General features: G+C 43.5%; 16 protein-coding genes. 3 read left to right on the top strand and 13 right to left on the bottom strand.

What is annotated here, in order from left to right; genetic code table 11:
* The first annotated feature begins 156 nt into the window (after positions 1-156).
* From BLS59_RS04465 to BLS59_RS04455, 3 genes are all read left to right on the top strand, one after another.
* The gene (locus BLS59_RS04465; RefSeq protein ID WP_091145196.1) at positions 157-852 is read left to right on the top strand and encodes a hypothetical protein; all 696 of its coding nucleotides are present in this window, start codon (positions 157-159) and stop codon (positions 850-852) included.
* A gap of 114 nt (positions 853-966) precedes the next feature.
* Positions 967-2,346: a M16 family metallopeptidase gene (locus BLS59_RS04460; protein WP_091145192.1), complete on the top strand. Its 1,380-nt coding sequence runs from the start codon at positions 967-969 to the stop codon at positions 2,344-2,346.
* An 18-nt stretch (positions 2,347-2,364) separates the two neighbouring features.
* A complete protein-coding gene (locus tag BLS59_RS04455) occupies positions 2,365-3,702 on the top strand; it encodes a M16 family metallopeptidase (RefSeq protein ID WP_091145189.1) in 1,338 nt (445 codons plus the stop codon).
* Between the two features lie 263 nt (positions 3,703-3,965).
* Here the strand turns inward: BLS59_RS04455 and BLS59_RS04450 are convergent, their stop codons facing one another.
* From BLS59_RS04450 to BLS59_RS04390, 13 genes are all read right to left on the bottom strand, one after another.
* A complete protein-coding gene (locus BLS59_RS04450; protein ID WP_091145186.1) occupies positions 3,966-5,702 on the bottom strand; it encodes a phospho-sugar mutase in 1,737 nt (578 codons plus the stop codon).
* A 434-nt stretch (positions 5,703-6,136) separates the two neighbouring features.
* Complete coding sequence (locus BLS59_RS04445) at positions 6,137-7,381, bottom strand: aminotransferase class I/II-fold pyridoxal phosphate-dependent enzyme (RefSeq protein WP_091145180.1); 1,245 nt, start codon at positions 7,379-7,381, stop codon at positions 6,137-6,139.
* 233 nt (positions 7,382-7,614) lie between these two features.
* Positions 7,615-9,222 carry a cell division protein FtsZ gene (gene ftsZ / locus BLS59_RS04440; RefSeq protein WP_091145177.1) on the bottom strand — a complete coding sequence of 536 codons (1,608 nt, stop codon included), beginning with the start codon at positions 9,220-9,222 and terminating at the stop codon, positions 7,615-7,617.
* 229 nt (positions 9,223-9,451) lie between these two features.
* Entirely contained in the window at positions 9,452-10,792 is a 1,341-nt protein-coding gene (ftsA, locus tag BLS59_RS04435; protein ID WP_091145174.1) for a cell division protein FtsA, read from the bottom strand.
* A 1-nt stretch (position 10,793) separates the two neighbouring features.
* Positions 10,794-11,651, bottom strand: a complete 858-nt coding sequence (locus tag BLS59_RS04430; protein ID WP_091145170.1) for a cell division protein FtsQ/DivIB — start codon at positions 11,649-11,651, stop codon at positions 10,794-10,796.
* On the bottom strand, positions 11,644-13,002 hold the full coding sequence (murC, locus tag BLS59_RS04425) for a UDP-N-acetylmuramate--L-alanine ligase (RefSeq protein ID WP_091145166.1): 1,359 nt from the start codon (positions 13,000-13,002) through the stop codon (positions 11,644-11,646). The genes BLS59_RS04430 and murC overlap by 8 nt, the downstream gene beginning before the upstream one ends.
* 57 nt (positions 13,003-13,059) lie before the next feature.
* The gene (gene murG, locus BLS59_RS04420; RefSeq protein ID WP_091145160.1) at positions 13,060-14,163 is read right to left on the bottom strand and encodes an undecaprenyldiphospho-muramoylpentapeptide beta-N-acetylglucosaminyltransferase; all 1,104 of its coding nucleotides are present in this window, start codon (positions 14,161-14,163) and stop codon (positions 13,060-13,062) included.
* A 137-nt stretch (positions 14,164-14,300) separates the two neighbouring features.
* Complete coding sequence (locus tag BLS59_RS04415) at positions 14,301-15,446, bottom strand: FtsW/RodA/SpoVE family cell cycle protein (protein WP_091145156.1); 1,146 nt, start codon at positions 15,444-15,446, stop codon at positions 14,301-14,303.
* 112 nt (positions 15,447-15,558) lie between these two features.
* Complete coding sequence (murD, locus tag BLS59_RS04410) at positions 15,559-16,935, bottom strand: UDP-N-acetylmuramoyl-L-alanine--D-glutamate ligase (RefSeq protein WP_091145152.1); 1,377 nt, start codon at positions 16,933-16,935, stop codon at positions 15,559-15,561.
* A 95-nt stretch (positions 16,936-17,030) separates the two neighbouring features.
* A complete protein-coding gene (gene mraY / locus BLS59_RS04405) occupies positions 17,031-18,272 on the bottom strand; it encodes a phospho-N-acetylmuramoyl-pentapeptide-transferase (protein ID WP_091145148.1) in 1,242 nt (413 codons plus the stop codon).
* A 117-nt stretch (positions 18,273-18,389) separates the two neighbouring features.
* The gene (locus BLS59_RS04400) at positions 18,390-18,731 is read right to left on the bottom strand and encodes a four helix bundle protein (RefSeq protein ID WP_091145144.1); all 342 of its coding nucleotides are present in this window, start codon (positions 18,729-18,731) and stop codon (positions 18,390-18,392) included.
* A gap of 155 nt (positions 18,732-18,886) precedes the next feature.
* Positions 18,887-20,347 (bottom strand): UDP-N-acetylmuramoyl-L-alanyl-D-glutamate--2,6-diaminopimelate ligase, encoded by a 1,461-nt coding sequence (locus BLS59_RS04395; RefSeq protein ID WP_091145141.1) that lies wholly within the window; start codon positions 20,345-20,347, stop codon positions 18,887-18,889.
* On the bottom strand, positions 20,344-22,422 hold the full coding sequence (locus tag BLS59_RS04390; protein ID WP_317039741.1) for a penicillin-binding protein: 2,079 nt from the start codon (positions 22,420-22,422) through the stop codon (positions 20,344-20,346). The genes BLS59_RS04395 and BLS59_RS04390 overlap by 4 nt, the downstream gene beginning before the upstream one ends.
* Positions 22,423-22,441: the final 19 nt, after the last annotated feature.

The raw sequence follows: 22,441 nt of genomic DNA, 5'->3' as shown, positions 1-22,441 counted from the left end.
TAAAGATGAAGGAGCAAAGAACAAGGATAAAAAGAGTAAAGTTAAAAGATATTGATTGTTCCCTAACAAACGATATAATCCCGGCAATCCCTTAATCCCAAAAATCCTGGTTAATCCTGCTAAATCGCTAAATCGTGTTTATCTTTACACCCAGTTATGAAAAATATCCTGTTTTGTTTTATTGTGATGCTGATGGCCTTTGGCTGCGCTAAAAAAGATGTGCCTAAATACACCATCTCCAGGGTGGTAAAAAGCGATACAGCTACTTTGCTTACTGTTAATATTAGCAGCAGGCTAACCGAATCTCAACTCCTCAGCATCGCCGGAAAAATAAAATCCGACAGCTCAAAACTATCCAACCTGCAGCTTTGCTACCTGCTTAACGGGCATAAAGACAGAAACACCAGCGACAATAACTTTTACGCCATAGCCAAATACCCCAATGCCAATAAGGTAGTTATGCAGGATACCCTTAAAGATACCGAGGGCAATTTTGTAAGGCTAAAGATCAGCGGCATATCGGCCCAGGTAGCTAAACACCTGCTGGAGTTAAACCCTAAAGAAATAACCGGCAAAAACATTGTAGGCCGTTTTGTTGATGATAATAACCATACCCTTATCGTTCCTTTTTATGAGCCAAATGATCCTAAAAAAGAGCTATACGTTATGGAGCTTGATACTGCCGGCAAGGTAGTTTCGGCCACGGTACCCATGATAGTTACCAAAGATGGCATGGAGCGATATGTGGTAAGCCACCGCGGCGATTACATCACCATAAAAGATAGTGTACTCACTCAATACTCCGTTGATGATGCCGGCCTGCCTTATAACAGCATTAAAGCGGGGTTGTAAATAAAACTTCCGGGCTGTAACTTTATGGCGCCAAACAAGTCTTATTATCAGGGATTTTCTTTCCTGATCGGTATAATTACCGATATTTATTGTGCTTAAACAATTTATAAATATATGACCCGGAATTTTATCAAAACTTTAACACTTAGTGTTGCCGGGGTGTTTAGCTTTTGCTGCGCAATTGCCCAACCCCGCCTGCCGGAAGGTTACTTCTGGAAAAAGCTTCCAAACGGATTGGAAGTTGTTGTTATTGAAAACAGCAAGGTGCCGCTGGCTACCATTGAAATTGCTGTAAAAAACGGTGCTTACACCGAAGGGCCCGAGTTTAGCGGTCTGTCGCATCTTTTTGAGCACATGTTTTTCAAGGCCAACAAGGATTATCCTAACCAGGAAGCTTTTTTAAAACGCACGCAGGAACTTGGCGCCATCTGGAACGGCACCACCGATGTGGAACGCGTAAATTACTTCTTTACCTTTGACAGGGACAGCCTTAACGCGGGTTTAAAATTCATGAACGCCGCCATCCGTTTTCCTATTTACCGCGAGGAGGACATGAAAAAGGAACGCCCGGTTGTTGATGGCGAATTTCAACGTGCCGAGAGCAGTCCCGATTTTCAGTTATGGTTTACCATACAGGAAAAACTTTGGGGCGATCTTATCACCCGTAAAAACCCCATCGGCATCCATGAAGTGATCAATACGGCTACGCCGGAGAAGATGATGATCATCAAAAACAAGTACTACTTCCCCAACAACAGTTTGCTGACTATTTGCGGCGATGTAAAACATGAAGCAGCATTTGCCCTTGCCGAAAAGATCTTTGGCGATTGGGAAAGCAGCGGCTTCAATCCGCACGAAAAATACCCTATCCCGCCGTTTAAACCTTTAACCAAAAGCGCATACTTTGTAAAGGAAACAACTATAGCGCAAACACCGTCTATGCAGTTTTCATGGCAGGGCCCGTCGTACCTTACAGATTCGGCTTCGGTTATTGCTGCCGATGTATTTTCGACCATTGTTGGTTTAAATTCATCAAAATTACAGCAGTCTTTAGTTGACAAAGGCCTGGCCAGCGGTGTATACGTTGGCTACACCACCAGCAAATACGTTGGCCCTGTAGATATGAACGTTACGCCAAATCCTACAAAGCTTAAGGAATGTTATGATGAGATCATGAACCAGGTGAGCCAATTTGGCAAAGCCGATTACTTTACCGACGAGCAGTTAAAGGATGCAAAAGCGATATTACTCAGAAACAGCGTTAAGCGCAAAGAAAAGCCATCAACCCTGGCCAGCCAGCTGAGCTACCAGTGGTGCAGCACCTCGCTTGATTTTTATACCGATTTGGATAGTAATTATCAGAAAGTAACCCGCGCCGATATTGAAAAATTCCTGAACACTTATATAGTAGGCAAGCCATACGCGGCGGGCATTATCATAGCGCCAGAGTTAAGTAAACAATCAAATGTGGCTTCATTTTTTGTAGCTAAGTAAATTTAAAGATCTCTTATCATGATTAAAAAATATGTATTCACCCTGCTTATTGCAGCGGCGATAGGAAATATAAAAACAGTACAGGCACAAAACGCGGCTTACGAAACCATGGTTGATGGTGTAAAGGTTATTGTGCAGCCAAGCGGTAACGACATTGTGGAGATACAAACCATTATTAAAGGCGGTGTACAAAATTATCCTGCCAATAAAATGGGCATCGAATCGATGGCTATAAGCGCACTTACCGAATGCGGAACGTTAAAGCACGACAAAAACAGCTTTAAGGATCAGCTGGAAAAAGTGAGCGCCACCGTTTACGGGTTCAGCAATAAAAACTACGCCGTAATCCGCATGAACTGTATTAAAAGCGATTTTGATACCGTATGGCCGCTATATACCGAAGCCATAACCCAACCTAAGTTTGATGCCAAGGAATTTACCCGCATTAAGCAGGATGCTATAAACAACTTAAAACAAGAGGATTCACAGCCAGATGCGGCTATTGATAAATTTGCCGATAAAATAGCTTTCGCCAACCGCGATTATGCTAAAGACCCCAGCGGAACGGTTGACATCATCAGCAAATTAACCCCGGAAGAAACAAAGGCATACTATCAATCTATCCTGACCAAATCCCGCCTGTTGGTTGTGGTGGTTGCCGATTTGGATAAAGCCACCATTGAGGCTAAGGTAAAAGCTATGTTGAGCACCATTAAACAAGGTCCGGCTTTTGAATTTAAGAAATCGTTTTTCAGGGTTTATAAAAACTCTATCAATGTAGAATCAAGGGATCTGGCTACCAATTATGTAGAAGGTATAACCAGCGGTCCGCAGCCCGGCAAACCCGATTTTGATGCATTTAACGTAGCCATGCGTATTTTTGCCGATCGCCATTTTTTAGATGTGCGTACCAACAATGGTTTGTCATATGCGCCTGGTGCCTGGTTTAGCGTTGGTCAAACATCAGTAGCCAAGTTTTCGGTATCAACCACCCAGCCCGATAAATACATAGCCGTGTTTGATAAACTGGTTGACAAAATTAAAACCGAAGGTTTTAAACCGGAAGAGGTTGCCAATATGAAGGTTACATATCTTACCGGCTTTTACTATAAAAACGAAACCAACAGTGCCCAGGCATCGTCCATAGCATCAAACGAGGTGCTATTTAACAACTGGAAACGCTCCCTGACACTGGTTAACGATGTAAAGAAACTTACCACCGAACAGGTAAGCGACGCTTTCCGTACCTACATCAACAACATTGTATGGGTTTACCAGGGCGATCCTAAAAAAGTAAACCAGATACTATACATCAACGGAACACTTAAAAGAGCCGATAACCCGGTTAGTCATTAATTTGCTTGGTCATTGAGTCATTGGTCATTAGGTCATTGTATTTTTAAAAAGCTGTTGCCCTGTTGGGGCAACAGCTTTTTTATTTCCATTTTGTCATCCTGAGGAACGAAGGATCTATTGTGCGATTTGCATATCTGATTTGCATGGCCATGAGTAGATCCTTCGCTCCGCTCAGGATGACAAACTTATTTTAAGATTATCCAATAAAAAAGCGGTTGGCTCCATATGAACCAACCGCTTTTTTATTCTAAAAGAGATAAACCTTAAACACCCAGATCCTGCATTATGGTGTCAATTTTGGCATCCAGTTGTTTGTCAGTTTCCTTGTACGCTTCTTTACTGGCCAGTTTGCCATTTACGCTGCAATAGAATTTTATCTTAGGCTCGGTACCAGACGGACGGGCCGAAATGATACTGCCATCCTCGGTAATAAACTGCAGCACATCTGATTTTGGCAGTTCAATTGCTTTGGTGGTATTGGTGGTCAGGTCGGTTTCAACGCTTAGTTCATAATCCTTAAGAGTGATAACTTTTGAGCCGCCCAGGGTTGCCGGCGGATTAACGCGGAATTTCTCCATCATTGCCTTAATTTCTTCGGCACCGGTTTTTCCTTTTTTAGTTATCGAGATCAGCTTTTCTTTATAGAAACCATATTGAATATAAGTGTCTATCAAAGCCTCGAACAGGCTGCTGCCTTTATCCTTATAATAAGCCGTCATTTCGGCAATGAACGCGCTGGAAATTACCGCATCTTTATCCCGAACAAGCTCGCCAATAAGATAGCCGTAGCTTTCTTCACCGCCGCCTATGAAGGTTTGTTTACCTTCAAACTGGGTCATCAGTTCGCCAATGTATTTAAAGCCGGTTAGGGTATTGTAATAAGTAACATTTTTGGCTTTGGCAATCTGCTCAATAAGGTTAGATGTTACAATGGTTTTAACAATGTATTCCTTACCGGTAAGCTTGCCGTTCTCTTCCCATGCGCTTAGCAGGTAATTGATCAGCATACTGCCGGTTTGGTTACCATTAAGCAATATAAACTCGTTATCAGTATTTTTTACGGCGATACCTACACGGTCGGCATCAGGGTCGGTAGCCAGCACAAGGTCGGCATCGGTTTCCTGCGCTTTTTTAAGGGCAAGTGTAAGGGCTTCCTTTTCTTCGGGATTTGGATAGATCACCGTAGGGAAATTACCATCGGGCGTGGTTTGCTCATCAACCAAAATCACATTCTCAAATCCAAAACGCTCCAAAGCTATAGGCACCAGCGTGATACCGGTACCATGAATTGGCGAGAATACGATTTTAAGGTCTTTTTGGCGTTTTATAGCATCTTTTGATACCGAAAGCTTGGTTATCCCATCCAGGTAAAGTTCGTCTATCTCCTCGCCTATTTGCTCTATATTGGTATCAACACGGTTAAACTTCACTTCATCTATGCTACTAATCTTTGCTACCTCATCCATAACGGCAGTATCATGTGGCGATACAAACTGACCACCATCAGCACCGTAAGCCTTGTAGCCATTGTACTCCTTCGGATTATGCGACGCGGTAAGCATTACACCGCTTTTGCAACCCAGCTGGCGTACCGCAAAAGATAACTCGGGCGTAGGGCGCAGCGCTTTAAAAAAGTATACATAAATATCATTGGCCGAAAAAACTTCGGCCGTTATCTGCGAAAAAAGATCGGCATTGTTACGGCTGTCATGCGCAATGGCCACCTTAATTTTTTCGCCGGGATAGGTTTTTTTAAGGTAGTTAGCCAGGCCTTGTGTAGCCGCGCCAATGGTGTATTTATTAATACGGTTTGAGCCCGGGCCCATGATACCGCGCAAACCACCGGTTCCAAATTCAAGATCGCGGTAAAATGAATCTGTTAACTCGGTATATGCTTTATCATCAAGCAATTTTTGAATTTGCTGTTTAACATCAGCATCATAATTTCCCTGAAGCCAGGTATTAACTTTTTGAAGTATGGATGGATCTAATTCCTGCATAAGTATATTATTTTATTGTGGGGTGATAACAATGTTTGGTGAACAAATATGGCAATAAAAAGTGTTGGCACAAATGCCGATTATTATATTAAAGGAGAAAATTTATCAAACTTGTCATTGCGAGCGCAGCGTGGCAATCTCATTATGCTATTCCGCCGCGCTAAGTGTGCTACCTGCCCTGTGGGATTGCTTCGTTCCGCGCAATGACAGGATTTGTTAAAGCATGACAGCCATTTACCTTAGTTTGTCATCCTGAACGTAGTGAAGGATCTATTCGTGACTGTGAAAATCAACCTTACATATCGCACAACAGATCCTTCACTACGTTCAGGATGACAAAAGCCCCTTATAACCCAGGACGGGCCTCAAAATTGAGGCCCGTCCTGGGTTTATATCATCTGAAATCTGCACATTTGAAATCTGCACATCTGTAGCTACGCTATTTCCAGTTTGTTTTCTTTGTAATAACCGGCTTTTAGCTTTTCACCCATTTCGGTGTAGGCATCAAGTGTACGTTGTACATCGGCTAATGAGTGCATTGCGGTTGGTATCAGGCGCAACAGGATCAATCCCCTTGGAATAACCGGGTAGATAACTATTGAACAGAAGATCCCGTAGTTTTCGCGTAAGTCGCGGGTTAAGCTGGTGGCTTCATAAAGGTCGCCCTCCAAAAATACCGGGGTAACCATGGTATTGGTAACACCCAGGTTAAAGCCACGCTCTTTTAAACCTTTTTGCAGCGTTGTAGCTACTTCCCAAAGTTTTTCGCGCAGCTGCGGTTGAGATTTCAACAGTTCGAAACGTTTTTTAAGACCTAATACCATTGGCATAGGTAATGCTTTGGCAAATGTTTGCGAACGCATATTGTAACGTAAAAAATGAACTATCTCTTCATCGGCGGCCACAAAGGCACCAATGCCTGCCATTGATTTGGCAAAGGTGGCAAAGTATACGTCAACCCCGTCAATAACATCCTGCTCCTCATGTGTACCGGCACCGGTTTTACCCATTGTGCCAAAACCATGTGCATCATCAACCACTAAACGGAAGTTGAATTTCTTTTTAAGTTCAACCACTTCTTTAAGTTTACCCTGCGCGCCAGACATACCAAATACACCTTCGGTGATTAGTAATATACCACCACCGGTTTGTTCGGTTAGTTTGGTGGCACGCTCCAGCTGTTTTTCGCAGCTTTCCATATCGTTATGCTGATAAACAAAGCGTTTACCCATGTGCAGGCGTACGCCATCAATTATACAAGCGTGTGATTCGGCATCATATACTATCACATCGTTCCTGTCAACAAGGGCATCAATAATAGATACCATACCCTGGTAGCCGTAGTTAAGCAAAAAGGCAGCCTGTTTGCCAACAAAATCGGCAAGGTTGTTTTCCAGCTCTTCGTGGTGAATGGAATTACCAGACATCATACGGGCACCCATAGGGTATGCCATACCGTAATCGGCAGCAGCTTTAGCATCAGCCTCCCTTACTTCGGGATGGTTGGCCAAACCCAGGTAATTATTCAGGCTCCATACTAAATGCTCTTTCCCATTGAACTGCATGTGCGGTCCAATTTCCCCTTCCAGTTTAGGAAATGAAAAATAACCATGTGACCACTTTTGGTGCTGACCAAGCGGCCCACCCATGCTTTTTGTTATTTTATCAAATAAATCCAAAATAATTACCGTTTAAAGTTAGTAAAGTGCAAATATAGCCGTAAATACAGCGCCAAACAATAGCTATAACTTTTTAGAATAGGTTATAACTTTGTTAGAATAAGGACTTATAGACGAAGGACTAAAGGACTTCATCTTAAAACAGAAAAGCTATCAACAAATTAATTTTGTGATAGCTTTCCTGCTCATAGTTATTATGGTCTTTTATCTTTCAGTCTTTTGTCCTTACTCCCTTAGTCCACATTATCATGTAAAAAAGAATTGTTCTTTACGATCCCGGTGTTGCCATCGGTATCGGGCATCAGGCTGAACCTGGAGATCTGGCTTTCGTCAGATTGTGGGGTATCCTGTAGTGCTATTTCCTTGCGTTTGTAGGCAGGTACGTTTTCCAATTCCTGGATATTGCCCGTACGCAGCTTCATGCTCAAATCTTTTAAGCGCATGATACGCTCGCGTGATTTTTTAAGCTGCTCCTCCATTGATTCATTGGTTTTATGATCATCGGCGCCAACAACTGGTTCCGGCTCGGGCTCCGGTTCAGGAGCGGGAGCTGGCTTATATTCTTCCTTAACGGGAGTATATGATTCAGGTTCACTCATTTTAAAGGTGAAACCTGCGGTATCCGGCTCGTTATCTTCTTCTGCTTCTTCTTCGGCAAGGTTATATTTTACAACCAGCTCTTCCTGTTGAGGCTCTTCGGCACGGGCAAACATATCAAACAAGCCTGTTTGTTTTGGCTCAGCCGGTTGTTTCATATAAGGCTCGGCTGTAGCATCGGCTTTAACAGGGTTTATAAACTCATTTACGGGTTTAACCATTTGTTTGGCCTCGGGCTCCAGCATAGATATGATCTTTTTGTTGCTGTTTTCTTTTTCGCGCTCATCCTTGGTTTGGAAACCTGTGGCAATTATAGTTACCGATAATTTATCGCCTAAATTTTCGTCAACGCAATTACCCCATATCAAATCGGCAGCAAGGCCGGCTTCTTCCTGTATGTAATCGGTAATGATGCTTACTTCATCCATGGTTACCTCTTTAAGGCCCGAGCTGATGTTAAGCAAAATATAACGTGCACCCTCAATTTCGTTATCTTTCAATAACGGAGATGACAAGGCACCTTCAACCGCTTTTAATGCGCGACCTTCACCGTCGGCAGTACTGCTACCCATGATAGATACGCCGCTGTCTTTCATTACGGTGCGCACATCCTTAAAGTCAACGTTGATGTAACCCGGTAAGGTTATGATCTCGGCTATACCTTTGGCGGCTGTGGTTAATATATCATCGGCCTGTGCAAAAGCCGAGCTCATGGTTAAGTTTCCGAATATCTGGCGAAGCCTGTCGTTGGAGATCACCAAAAACGAATCGACATATTTTTTCAGTTCTTCTAATCCGGCATCGGCCTGCATTTTACGGCGTTTACCTTCAAAGGAGAACGGTGTGGTAATAATACCAACGGTTAAAATATCCATTTCGCGGGCGGCTTTGGCTATGATAGGGCTTGCGCCTGTACCTGTACCACCACCCATACCAGCCGTAATGAACAGCATTTTGGTATTGGCGCCCAGCATTTGTTTAATATCGTCGATATTTTCAATAGCTGAGTTTTTACCTACTTCGGGTATCGAACCTGCTCCCATACCTTCGGTAAGGCTTGCGCCCAATTGCACCTTGTTGGGTATAGGGCTAAGCTCCAGCGCCTGGGCATCGGTGTTACAAATTATAAAGTCTACACCGGTTATTCCAGACCTGTACATATGGTTTACAGCGTTACCACCACCACCGCCAACACCAATTACTTTGATGATTGACGATTTTTCTTTTAACATCTCAAAATGCATAATCTTCGTTTTCAGCTATATGTGATTCAACCAATATTTAGATTTTACCATCGTAATAATAATACATTTTCCACAACAGTTTTCCACAAATGTCGATATGTGGAAAAGTTAACCATTGTGAATAATTATTATACTTTAGGTATCAAGCAGTTAGTATCAAGTATCACGACTACCAAAGTTTTTAATCTATTTTCCCAAAATCCTGATACTTGATACTAACTACTTGCTACTACTTTAAAAAGTCCTCGTCCTTTATATCGTCCTTAATAAATGTGATACTTTTTTTCAGTAACCTGTCAAACAAACCGCCCTCTTTTCCTTTGCTTTCAAACTTCGGTTTTTCGCTTCTTACCACCGGCTGATCGGCATTCATGTACTCCGTTTTCTGGATGCCTTTAATCAGCAAACCAATACCGGTAGCAAATGTTGGGCTTTGCAGCTCCTCGTAAATATTTTTTGGCAGCACCTCGTTTTTGGCCAAATGCTCGGTTGGGTAACCCACGCGGCAATCTAACCCGGTAACAAACTCTACCAGCTGGCGCAGGTGTTTAAGCTGCGCGCCGCCACCTGTTATTACAATACCGGCAATCAGTTTTTTCTCGTAGCCGGATGATTTTATCTCGTAGTATACATGCTCTACAATTTCTTCCATACGGGCCTGGATAACGTAGGCCAGATTTTTTACGCTGATCTCTTTTGGTTCGCGGCCACGTAAGCCGGGTACGCAAACTATCTCGTTCTCTTTGTTCTCATCTGCCAGGGCCGATCCGAACCTTACTTTCAACTGCTCGGCTATGTTGCGCATTACCGAACAACCCTCGCGGATATCCTCGGTTACGCTGTTACCGCCAAACGGAATTACCGCTGTATGACGAATGATACCCTCGTGGAATATGGCCACATCTGTAGTACCACCACCAATATCAACCAATACTACACCCGCTTCTTTTTCCTCGTCGCTCAAAACAGATTCAGAAGATGCCAATGGTTCCAGTATCAGGTCCTGGCTTTCCAGGCTGGCTTTGTTAACGCATTTTACAATGTTTTTGATAGCAGTAACCTGGCCGCTTATGATATGGAAGTTGGCTTCCAAACGTACGCCTGCCATACCAATAGGGTCTTTAATACCCGGTTCGTTATCTACCGTAAATTCCTGCGGTAATACGTGTATGATATCCTCGCCCGGAGGCATTACCAGGTTGTACATATCCTCAATCAGCTTATCGATATCCTTGCGGCTTATCTCTGACTGCAAGTCACGACGGGTTATAAGGCCACGGTGCTGCAGGCTTTTAATGTGCTGACCGGCTATGCCTACAAACACCACCTTTATATCTACATTGGATTGAGCCCCGGCTACATCAACTGCCTGGGTAATACCCTGCACTGTTTTATCTATGTTTGAAACCATACCACGCGTTACACCCGCGGATTCGGCTTTACCAATTCCTAATACCTCAATTTTCCCATTCTTGCTCCTGCGACCCACAATGGCGCATATTTTTGTCGTTCCGATATCCAATCCTACTACAATTGGCGAACTTTTGTCTTGAGTTGAGCTTTTGTCCATATTACATTTTAATTTGAGATGTATCTTTTTTCATTTTCAGCGAATCGCGCTTAATTGCTATAGCTTTCAGCGAATCTACCTTGGTGAGTTCATTTTTTATACCTATTACCTGGTTGGTATACTTAATATTTATTTTACTGTACTTATCCCAGCCAACCTGCGGCAGCACCTGCTTGTAAAAAGCCAGCAGGTTGTTAAGCTTTACCTGTAATGAATCGGCATTGCCTATCAGTATCCTTTGTGTGCCTACGCGTGGAATAAGTTCAATTTCGTGATCGTTGTTTACATAAATCTGCGCTATCTGGGCATCCCATAATGAATCTTTACGGATAAAATCGGCCGTGCGGAACAGGTCTTTCGCCAGTTGTGTGTGCAGCGAATCGACATGGTTGGCAAACAGTTCATCGATATAGCCATTGGCCACCAATACCTTGGCCGTAAAGTTTGACGATAATGGTATTTTTAAACCATGCTGATCGATATAGAAATCCATATCATAATGATTCATTACCCGCAGTATGGGCTGGCGCTGACTTACATCAACCCTAAGCACGCCGTTCATTTCATAATATACCTTTGCAAACTCAATAAATGGATTTGCCTTTAATTTGTTTTCCAGATCCTGGATATTAATATTTTCCAGCTTTTGCCCTATAAGGGTGTGACTGCTGGTTTGCAGTATCTGATCAACCTCCTGCTTATCTATAAAAAACTCGCTGCCCGTATTAACCTTAACCGCCGTACATACTACCGAAGATTTTTTACTTTCGATGAAACTCATAAGCACCACAAGGCCACCAAGGCTTATAACCCAGGCACAACCTATCAGCAGGCGCTTTATCAGGAGTTTCTTATCCATTTTGTAAAATATCTTTTAAAGGATGTACTAACGTATCAATATCACCGGCACCCACTGTTAACAGTAATTCCGGCTGTTCGCTTTTTACGGCATCAAGGGCTTCCTGCTTGGTAAGCTTGCGCTTGTTTTGCAGGTGCATCCGGTTCAATAACATATCTGATGTTACGCCTTCTATAGGTAATTCACGGGCCGGGTAAATATCCAGCATGATCAGTTCATCAACCATATCCAGCACTTCGGCAAAGCCATCAGCAAAATCGCGGGTGCGGGTATACAGGTGCGGCTGAAAAATTGTGGTCAGCTTTTTATTAGGATACAGTTTTTTTACTGACGATATACAGGCCCGCAGTTCTTCGGGATGATGGGCATAGTCATCAATGTAAATATGCTGCGGTGTTTTAACAATATATTCAAACCGGCGCTTAACTCCCCTGAAGGATGCCAGCGCACTTTTTATAGCATCAGCCGGGATCTTCAGGCTTAAAACTGCCTCAATGGCCGCAACTGCGTTCTCTACATTATGCGTACCCGCAATGCCCATTCTTATATCGGCAATGGTGAGGTCGGCATTTATAAAATCGAAATAAAAATCACCATCCTCAATACGGATGTTGGCTGCATGGGCATCTGCCGTTGCATCACTGGCCGAATACGTGTAACCTGTATCCAACGGTAAACCTTTTTTATGCACCAGCGTACCGCCATCCTTTATTTGCGATGCAAACAGTTTGAATGATTCTGTCAGGTGCGCGTGATCGCCATAAATATCCAGGTGGTCGGCATCCATTGATGTAATGATGGCCACATCCGGGTACAGTGTTAAAAACGAACGGTCGTACTCATCGGCCTCCACCACCATAACATCGTTTTTGCCGTAAAGCACGTTGGTTTGGTAGTTTGATGAAATACCGCCCAAAAATGCCGAGCAATCATTACCAGATGCTTTAAGCAAGTGAGCCACCATTGTTGAGGTGGTGGTTTTTCCATGCGTGCCGGCAACGGCTATTGTATACGAGCTTTTGCTGATAAGGCCCAATACCTGCGAACGCTTAAACAACTCGAACCCTTTGTTTTTAAAGTAATTTAACACGGCCGAATCTTTAGGGATGGCCGGCGTGTAAATAATAAGCGTATCATCACATGGCTCATGAAAGCTCATGGGAATACAATCGGCATTATCTTCAAAGCAGATCTGGATGCCCTCGTTGTGCAGATCGTTGGTAAGATCCGTCACCGTTTTATCGTAACCACAAACAATACAGCCTAAATGATGGAAATAGCGGGCCAGGCCGCTCATCCCGATGCCGCCTATGCCCACCAGGTAAACCCTTTGTATGTTGCGTAGTTCCATTTTCAATTTGTTTTTAAAAAAGGCCCTCCCCCTTTTGGGTGAGAGAGGACCATAATTTTAATTGTTGTGTATTATCTTTATCAGCTCCTGAGCTATTACCTCATCGGCATTTGGCATAGCCATTTTGGCTATGTTAGTACTTACTTTCTTTTGCAGGTCGCGGTCGTTCAATAGTTCCAGCGCGCGGTCTACCAGTTTTTCGGGGGCATCCCTGTCGGCCACAAAAACGGCGGCATCTTCCTGCACCAGGGCCAGCGCGTTTTTAGTCTGATGATCTTCGGCCACATTGGGCGATGGCACCAGGATCACCGGTTTTTTAACCATGCACAACTCTGCAATAGTTCCTGCACCAGCCCGCGATATAATGATATCGGCAGCGGCATAGGCCAGGTCCATACGGGTTAAAAATTCCCTTATCTTAATATCCGGGTGATAATCTTCGCCCAGTTTTTCAATGATGCCTTTGTAATAAAATTTACCTGTTTGCCATATCACCTGCACATCGGCGGCTATCAGTTTATCTAAACCGGCCATGATGCTGTTGTTCAGCGTACGCGCACCCAGGCTGCCACCTGTTACCAGTATGGTTTTCTTGAATGCCGATAGCTTAAACAGTTCCAGCGCCTGCATATGTTTGCCGGCAATGTTAACCGCATCTTTACGGATAGGATTACCGGTTTTAATGATCTTATTGGCAGGGAAAAACTGATCCATATTATCAAAGGCCACGCAAATTTTTGTAGCACCTTTACCCAGCCATTTATTGGTGATACCCGCATAGGAGTTTTGCTCCTGAATAAGGTATGGGATCTTTTTCATAGATGCCGCATACAACAGCGGCCCGGAAGCATACCCACCAACACCAACCGCAGCATCGGGTTTAAAATCTTTAATGATCTGCAGTGCCTTGCGTACGCTGTTTACCAGTTTAACCGGGAACATTACGTTTTTCCAGATAGAATCGCGCTGAATGCCACGGATATCAAGACCAATGATCTTGTAACCGGCAGCCGGCACCTTTTCCATTTCCATGCGTCCCAAAGCGCCCACGAAAAGGATCTCGGTTTCGGGATCGATATTTTTTAAAGCATTGGCAATAGAAATAGCCGGGAAGATATGTCCTCCTGTTCCGCCACCGCTAATAATTATTCTTTTTGCCATTTTTTATAAATCCTAAACCCTAAAGGGGAAATTCTAAACTCTAACACCTAAACTCTAAAAAAGGAAAACTCTAAACTTAAGCCTTAATCCCTTTTGACAATCAATAACTCACTAATTCAATAATTCAATAATTATACCTACGCTGTCATTATTTCGCCTACTACCACTTTTTTGGGTTCTTCAATATCGCGGCTTACCGATAGTATAATACCAAAGGCTATGCTGGTAAACAATATTGATGTACCTCCCATACTTACAAAGGGTAGCGGCACGCCCGTTACGGGGCCAAGTCCTACGGCTACTGCCATATTTGCAAATGCCTGTATGGTTAAGCTAAAACTTAAGCCGCAAGCTAACAGTGCCCCAAAGGCTTTCGGGGCCTTCGTGACAATTTTTATACACCTGTACAATAAAAACAGGTAAATACCTACCAGCGCTATTCCACCTACGAGGCCATATTCTTCAATTATAATTGCATAGATCTCATCCGAATATGATTCCGGCAGGTAGTTACGCTCTGTACTGTTGCCCGGGCCTTTACCAAAAATGCCGCCGCTGGCAATGGCTATCTTTGCATGGTCAGACTGGAATGACTTATCGGCCTTGGCTAATTCGGGATGCAAAAATGTCTTTATCCTGGAAATACGTGTTTCCCTGCGTGGCCCCAAAAACACAACCCCAAGCAACAAAATAAACCCGGCTACACAAACCAGCGAGATTTGCTTGATACTGATACGGCCGATAATAAGCAATAAAACACTCACCCCAAACAGCATCAGCGCGGTTGATAAGTTGGCGGGCGCTATCAGCACAAACACCAAACAAACCGCCCCCATAATAGGTACAAACGATTCCTTAACATCCTTTATATTTTCCTGCTTGCGCGAGAGCATACGGGCCAGGTAAGTGATTAATGCCAGCTTGGCCAAATCCGAAGTTTGGAAGCTGATCCCAATTACCGGAATATTAATCCAACGGCTGGCCTCGTTGATGCGGGCACCAAATACAAGCGTATATAACAACAGCGGAATGGTTACTATCATCATAATTTTGGACAAGCCGGCATAATACCTGTAATCCAGCTTGTGCGAAATATACATGAGCCCAATACCGCCAATAACCATTGCCAGGTGCTTCATCAATATAGATTCGACCCCAACGCCACGTTTAAAGGCAAGCGTACCTGTTGAACTGTATACCGCCAATAAGGATATAACAGAAAGCAATATGACTATAAGCCATATCCAGCGGTCGCCTTTTGTATTGTTAAGTATCCTATGCATTATTTTTCCTTTTGTCTGAACCTTGATTTTTAAGATTTAGGGATTACCCCGATCCTAATTAATTTTTCAATCTACCATCTGCACATCTGAAATCTATCATCTGCACATCTATCTATAATTCTCTCACTGCTGCTTTGAACTGATCGCCGCGATCTTCGTAATTCTTGAACAGGTCAAAACTGGCGCAGGCCGGTGATAACAAAACGGTATCGCCTTTGGTAGCCAGGTGAAATGCTATCTGCGCTGCCTCCTGTGCCGATGCAGTGTTTACAATAACATCTACATCATCTTCAAAAGCATCATGAATGCGTTTATTGTCTTTACCTAAACATACAATTGCTTTTACCTTTTTCTTAACCAGGTCTTTAAGCATATCGTAATCGTTGCCTTTATCAACACCACCCAATATCAGTACCACATCGTCGGTCATGCTTTCAAGCGCGTACCAGGTTGAGTTAACGTTGGTAGCCTTTGAATCGTTAATGAAGCGGATGCCAGATATATTGGCAACAAACTCCAGGCGATGCGCAATGTTTTTAAAGCTGCCCATGCTCTCTCTCATCGTATCGTTGCGCAGCTCGAGCACCTTTGCTACAATGCCCGATGCCATTGAGTTGTAAATGTTGTGCTTGCCTTGCAGGGCTAATTCTTTAATTGACATTTGAAAATGTTCTTGTTGGGTGTTTATGACAATATTGTCGTTTTCGAGATATGCTCCCGGTTCAATCTTAGTTTCAATAGAAAAGGGTAATTGCTGCGCATCAAACTTACGACCGGCCATTCCTTTAATGGTTTCCGGATCATCGGCGCAGTAAATAAAATAATCCTGCGCTGTTTGATTTTGCGTAACGCGAAATTTTGATGCCGCGTAGTTTTCCAGCTTGTAATCGTAACGGTCTAAATGATCGGGGGTAATGTTGAGCAATACAGCTACATCAACCTTAAATTTAAACATATCATCAAGCATAAAGCTGCTTAGTTCCAGCACATACCAGTCAAATTTTTCGGTAGCCACCTGGTAGGCAAAGCTTTTGCCTATGTTACCGGCCAGGCCAACATTTACACCGCCATTTTTCAATATATGGTAGGTTAAACTGCTGGTGGTGGTTTTCCCGTTCGATCCTGTGATACCAACGATCTTTGCATCGCAATACCTGCCGGCAAATTCAATCTCGGATATAACCGGGATGCCTTTTTCCTTCAGTTTTTTGATGATAGGCGCCTTATCTGGGATCCCCGGACTTTTAATTACTTCATCCGCATTAAGGATCAGTTCTTCGGTATGTTGTTTTTCCTCAAAGCTGATCTTCCAGTCTTCCAGCTGTTGCCTGTAATGATCTGCAATAGGCCCAAAATCCGACACAAAAACATCATAACCCTGCTGCTGCGCAAGGTATGCTGCACCCACACCACTTTCGCCCGCACCGAGGATGGCTATCCTCTGAGGTGTGTGATGTGTGGTGTGTGGTGTTTGTTCTTGTTGGTTCATTGTTTCTTTACTATCTTTTGTCTATCAGTCCTTTATCTTTTTTCCTTATTCCTTTTTGTCTTGATTCTTATCTCTTGATTCTTGAATCTCCTCCGCTATCTCAACTTCAATGTTATTACCGTTAAAATGGCCAGCAGTATACCGATGATCCAAAAGCGGGTTACAATTTTTGCTTCGTGGAAACCCTTTTTCTGGTAATGGTGATGCAGCGGGGCCATCAGGAATACCCTGCGACCTTCGCCACGTTTCCTTTTGGTGTATTTAAACCAGCCTACCTGTATGATAACCGAAAAATTCTCGACTAAAAAAACGCCGCACAATACGGGCAGCATCAGTTCCTTACGAATCATGATAGCAAAAACAGCTATGATACCACCTATGGCTAAACTTCCGGTATCGCCCATGAACACTTGTGCCGGGTATGAATTGTACCACAAAAAGCCTACACACGCACCCACAAACGCACCGGCAAAAATTACCAGCTCGCCAGAATCGGGGATGAACATAATGTTCAGGTAATCGGCCATGGCCATGTTACCGGATACATAGGCCAGCAGTGCCAGCGTTATCCCTATTATTGCCGATGTACCCGTGGCCAGGCCGTCGATCCCGTCGGTAATATTTGCCCCGTTTGATATAAAGGTGATAATGATGATCACGAAGAACAGAAATACCACCAGCGCATACTGCTCATATCCCGAACCCATGAACTTTAATACCTTGGCGTAATCAAACTCATTGTTCTTATAAAAAGGCATGGTGGTTTTGGTAGAATGCACATCCTGGGTATAAACCGGCACGTTGCGCTTCATATGATAATCTACCGGCGCATCTGCCTTTACCGGGAGTTTTACTTCCTGTCTTATTACGATGTCGGTATTGAAATACATTGTCCACCCGATGATGAGCGAAAGGCCAACCTGGCCTATGATCTTAAACTTACCGGCTAAGCCTTCTTTATTCTTTTTAAATACCTTTATATAATCGTCAAGAAAACCGATAGCGCCCAGCCATACGGTGGTGATCAGCATCAGGATGATGTATATGTTACCCAGTTTGGCAAACAACAGTGTTGGCACCAGGATCCCCAGTAAAATGATGAGTCCGCCCATTGTTGGCGTGCCCGATTTTTGCATTTGACCTTCCAGTCCTAAATTCCTTACCGTTTCGCCTACTTGTTTAAACCGCAAATAATCAATAAGCCTGCGACCATATACTGTTGTTATCAGCAACGATGTTATTACAGCCAGCGCCATACGGAACGTGATGTACTGAAACACCCCCGAACCAGGAATACTGAAGTTTTTATTTAAGTAAGTAAATAAGTAGTAAAGCATTGCTTTTTTGATGTGCAGATTTCAGATTTCAGATATGCAGATTATAGATATGCCAATTGAAAAATGATTACTTGCAGGTTTATATTTTTAATTCGTTAATTTTTGTTAGCTATATTATTAATTAGTTGATGATATAATCTTTCCTAAAACTTTTACTATTGATTGTATATCGGTAAGCATCGATTCATCAAATGGATAGCTTTCTGCTTTTTGACATAACATTAACCAGTATCTTGTTTCTTCGGCTTCTTTGTATGCTATTTTACATTTATGTTTAAAATCACTTTTACTTTGCGCGCCCTGCGCCTCACAAACATTCGCTCCTATTGATGTGCCGCTACTGAAAAGCTGATTTGCCATATTGAACTTTCTTTGAGCCTCAAGCTTCTCGGTAAAACCAATTATCTTCAATGAAAACTCAAATGTCAGATCCAAAATCAGGTTAGGCCTATCACTCATTCTTTATTCAATTCATTTATTTATCATCCCTTTCTCACTAATCCTTCTCATTTAAAATTTAAAATCTGCACATCTGAAATTTGAAATTTGCACATCTATAATCTGCACATCTGAAATTTGAAATCTGCACATCTATAATCTGCATATCTGCACATCTACAACATTTCTTTAAATTGTTCTTCCAGTTCTTCCATATCATCAAAGTGATTTTTCACTCCGTTTATTTCCTGGTATTTTTCGTGTCCCTTGCCGGCTATCAGTATAATATCGCCGGGTTTGGCAAGCAGGCAGGCCGTTTTAATGGCTTCCCTCCTGTCAATAATGTTTACGGTATGGCGTTTAAATGCCGGGTCAACACCCTCTTCCATATCCTTGATGATCTGCGCGGGATCTTCTGATCTTGGATTATCTGCGGTAAGGATCACCTTATCGCTCCACTCGCAAGCAACACGGGCCATAATTGGGCGTTTGGTTTTATCCCTGTCGCCGCCGCAGCCAATAACCGTAATTACCTTTTCGGTTCCCTTGCGGATATCGTGAATGGTGCTCAGTACGTTTTGTACGGCATCTGGCGTGTGGGCATAATCAACAATACCTATTACCTTGTTTGGGGCAACAATGTATTCAAACCTGCCTTCGGCACCGGTAAGTTTGCTCAGGCTGGTTAGCACTTTAGCTTTATCCTGCTCTAATAACATAGCGGTAGCATACACGGCCAGTAAATTATAGGCGTTGAATGTGCCTACCATTTTAAACCAAACTTCTTCACTGTCGATATGCAACAACAAGCCACCAAACTGATTTTCCAGGATGCGGGCCTTATAGTCGGCCATGCTTTTCAATCCGTAGGTTTTTTTATGGGCCTGCGTATTTTGCAGCATTACATTACCGTTCTTATCGTCGCTATTGGTAAGGGCGAAGGCGCTTTTTGGCAGGTTATCAAAAAACGTTTTCTTGGCTTTTAAATAGCTATCAAATGTTTTATGGTAATCAAGATGGTCATGCGTAAGGTTACTGAACACCCCGCCAGAAAAATGCAGGTTTGCTACGCGATGCTGTGCTATGGCGTGCGAGCTTACTTCCATAAAGCAATAATCGCAACCCTGGGCCACCATTTCGTCAAGCAAACTATTAAGTTCAACAGGATCGGGCGTGGTATGGGTTGATGCTATTACGGTTCCGTTTATCTGGTTTTCTACGGTTGATAACAAGCCGCATTTATATCCCAGATTTCTGAATAACTGGTATAATAGTGTAGCAATAGTGGTTTTACCATTGGTACCTGTTACCCCAACCAGCTTCAATTGTGCCGATGGATTATCGTAGAAGTTTGCAGCCACAAGACTTAACGCTTTTGCAGAATCGGCCACCATTAAAAAATCAACTTCGTTGGCTGTATGGGCGGGCAGGTCTTCGCAAATAACGGCAATAGCGCCATTTTTTACGGCCTGTTCAATATAATCGTGCCCATCAACAAGGGTACCTTTTACGGCTACGAACAAGGTTCCCGCGGTTACCTTGCGCGAATCAAAAGTTACCGAAGTGATTTCCACATCGGCACTGCCCTGCAGCTCGGTGAAGGCCAGGCCTTCAATTATATCGCTTAAATACTTCATTGCAGTTCAATTGTTATACGTGATCCCCTTGGTATTGAGCTGCCGCCGGTAACCGATTGTGTGGTTACTACGCCGCTGCCGCGTACCGTTACTTTATAACCCGCGTTACCCAATACATAAAGGGCATCGCTAAGTCCCATCCCTGTTACACCGGGTACTGTACCTTCTTTATATTTAACTTCTTCAAACGGGATACCGTTGCTGGTATCAATCCCGTTGCCGCGCGCATTTGCCGATGCGTATAATTGTTTTACACCCAGCTTACTGTAAACCTGTTTCAGGGCTTTCATGTTGCCTTGTTTTACCTTTGGCATGGTGGTGTTACCCACTATGTTTGCCGGTGGAGATTGGTTGATCTCCATATCATTGGCATAAACCCTATCGGCAACAGCCCTGAAAACCGGACCAGCTACCTTTGCAGCCAGATACGCTCCTCTTGTAGGGTTATTAATTACCACTATCATCGAGTATTTTGGATGATCGGCAGGGAAATAACCGCAAAAAGAGGCCTGGTATTTTTTGTCCTTATAACCTTTTGTGCCGTTAGCTACCTGCGCCGTACCGGTTTTACCGGCCACGCTGTATAGTTTATTTTTGATAACGTTTTTACCCGTACCGTTAAGTACCACTCCCTCAAGCATGCCCCTTACTTTGCCAAGTGTAACATCCGAACATACTTTTTCGGTAATAACCCTTGCCTGAAACTGCTCGATGGTGTTACCCATCCTGCGGATCTCCTTTACAAAAATTGGCGCTATCAGTTTGCCGTTATTGGCTACCGAATTGTAAAATGCCAGCATTTGCAGCGGGGTAAGGTTCATTTCATAACCGTATGCCATTTCGGGCAGGGTATAGTTCTTATTCCAGCTGCGGTTTGACGGATTTTTAATTACCGGTTGCCCCTCGCCGTGAATCTGCAGCTTCAACTTTTCATTTAAATGATAGCTGTACAGCTTATTGATGAACTGCCATGGATTATCCTTGTAATTGCTGAACACCAATTTCGCTGCCGCTACGTTTGATGATTCCTCGAACGCGCGCTTAACACTCATTTCATAGTTGTCATGCTCGGTATCGGTAATGGTTGGTCCTTTGGGGAATTTATATCTGCCACCTTCGGCATTTATTATAGTGCTGGTATCCAGTTTATGCTGATCAAGCATGGTCATGTACGAAGCCAACTTAAAGGTTGAACCCGGGTCAATAGCATTGCTGATGGCGTAGTTCATTTTTTCCTCGTAGGTACCCTCCTTTGTGCGGGTAAAATTGGCAATGGCCCTAACTTCGCCGGTGGCAACTTCCATCAGCACTACACAACCATGATCGGCCGCGCTTGAATCCAGTTGCCTCAATAATGCAGCCTGCGCAATTTCCTGGTAGTTTACGTTGATGGTTGATATAATATCGGCACCCTCTTTTGCTGCTATTTCTTCATCGTCGTTAACCGGCATCCAGGTACCGCCGGGAATACGCTGCATTAAACGCCTGCCGCTTTCGCCGTTTATGTATGACGAATAAGCGCCTTCAAGCCCTACGGCATTGTTAACGTTTTCGTTTTTGTAACCAATGGTACGCGCCGCTAACGAACGGAAAGGCCTTATACGCCTGTTTTGCTGAATAACTATCAGGCAGTTTTTTGTTTTGCGCGATTTAAAAATCGGGAACTCGCGAATTTTCTTCAGTTCCTGGTAAGTTACCTTACGCCTTAACAATTGGTAGCGCGAACCTTCATTACGGGCCGCACGCAATACCCTTGAATAATCGCGGGCACTCCTGTCGCCATACATGGCAGACAGGTTGGCGGCCAGTATATCAACATTATCATTAAATACGCTATCAACAGCAATACCGCCGGCCAGCATATCCATGTGCAACTCATACTCCGGTACGGATGTAGCTAACAAACTACCATCCGAAGAAAATATATTACCCCTTGCGGCCTCAACCGTTTGGTACTGGGCCGATAGACTTACGGCCATCGCTTTCCACTTTTTGCCTTGTACAAACTGCACACGGCAAAGCTGTATCACTACCGCCAGCGCGAAAAACAATATCAGCCCGAAAGCGATATACACCCTTAAAAGTATATTGGTC

Source organism: Mucilaginibacter pineti (assembly GCF_900101875.1).
Classification (GTDB): domain Bacteria; phylum Bacteroidota; class Bacteroidia; order Sphingobacteriales; family Sphingobacteriaceae; genus Mucilaginibacter; species Mucilaginibacter pineti.
The sequence above is the reverse complement of the archived record's forward strand: the minus strand, read 5'-3'. Positions and strand labels throughout refer to the sequence as shown.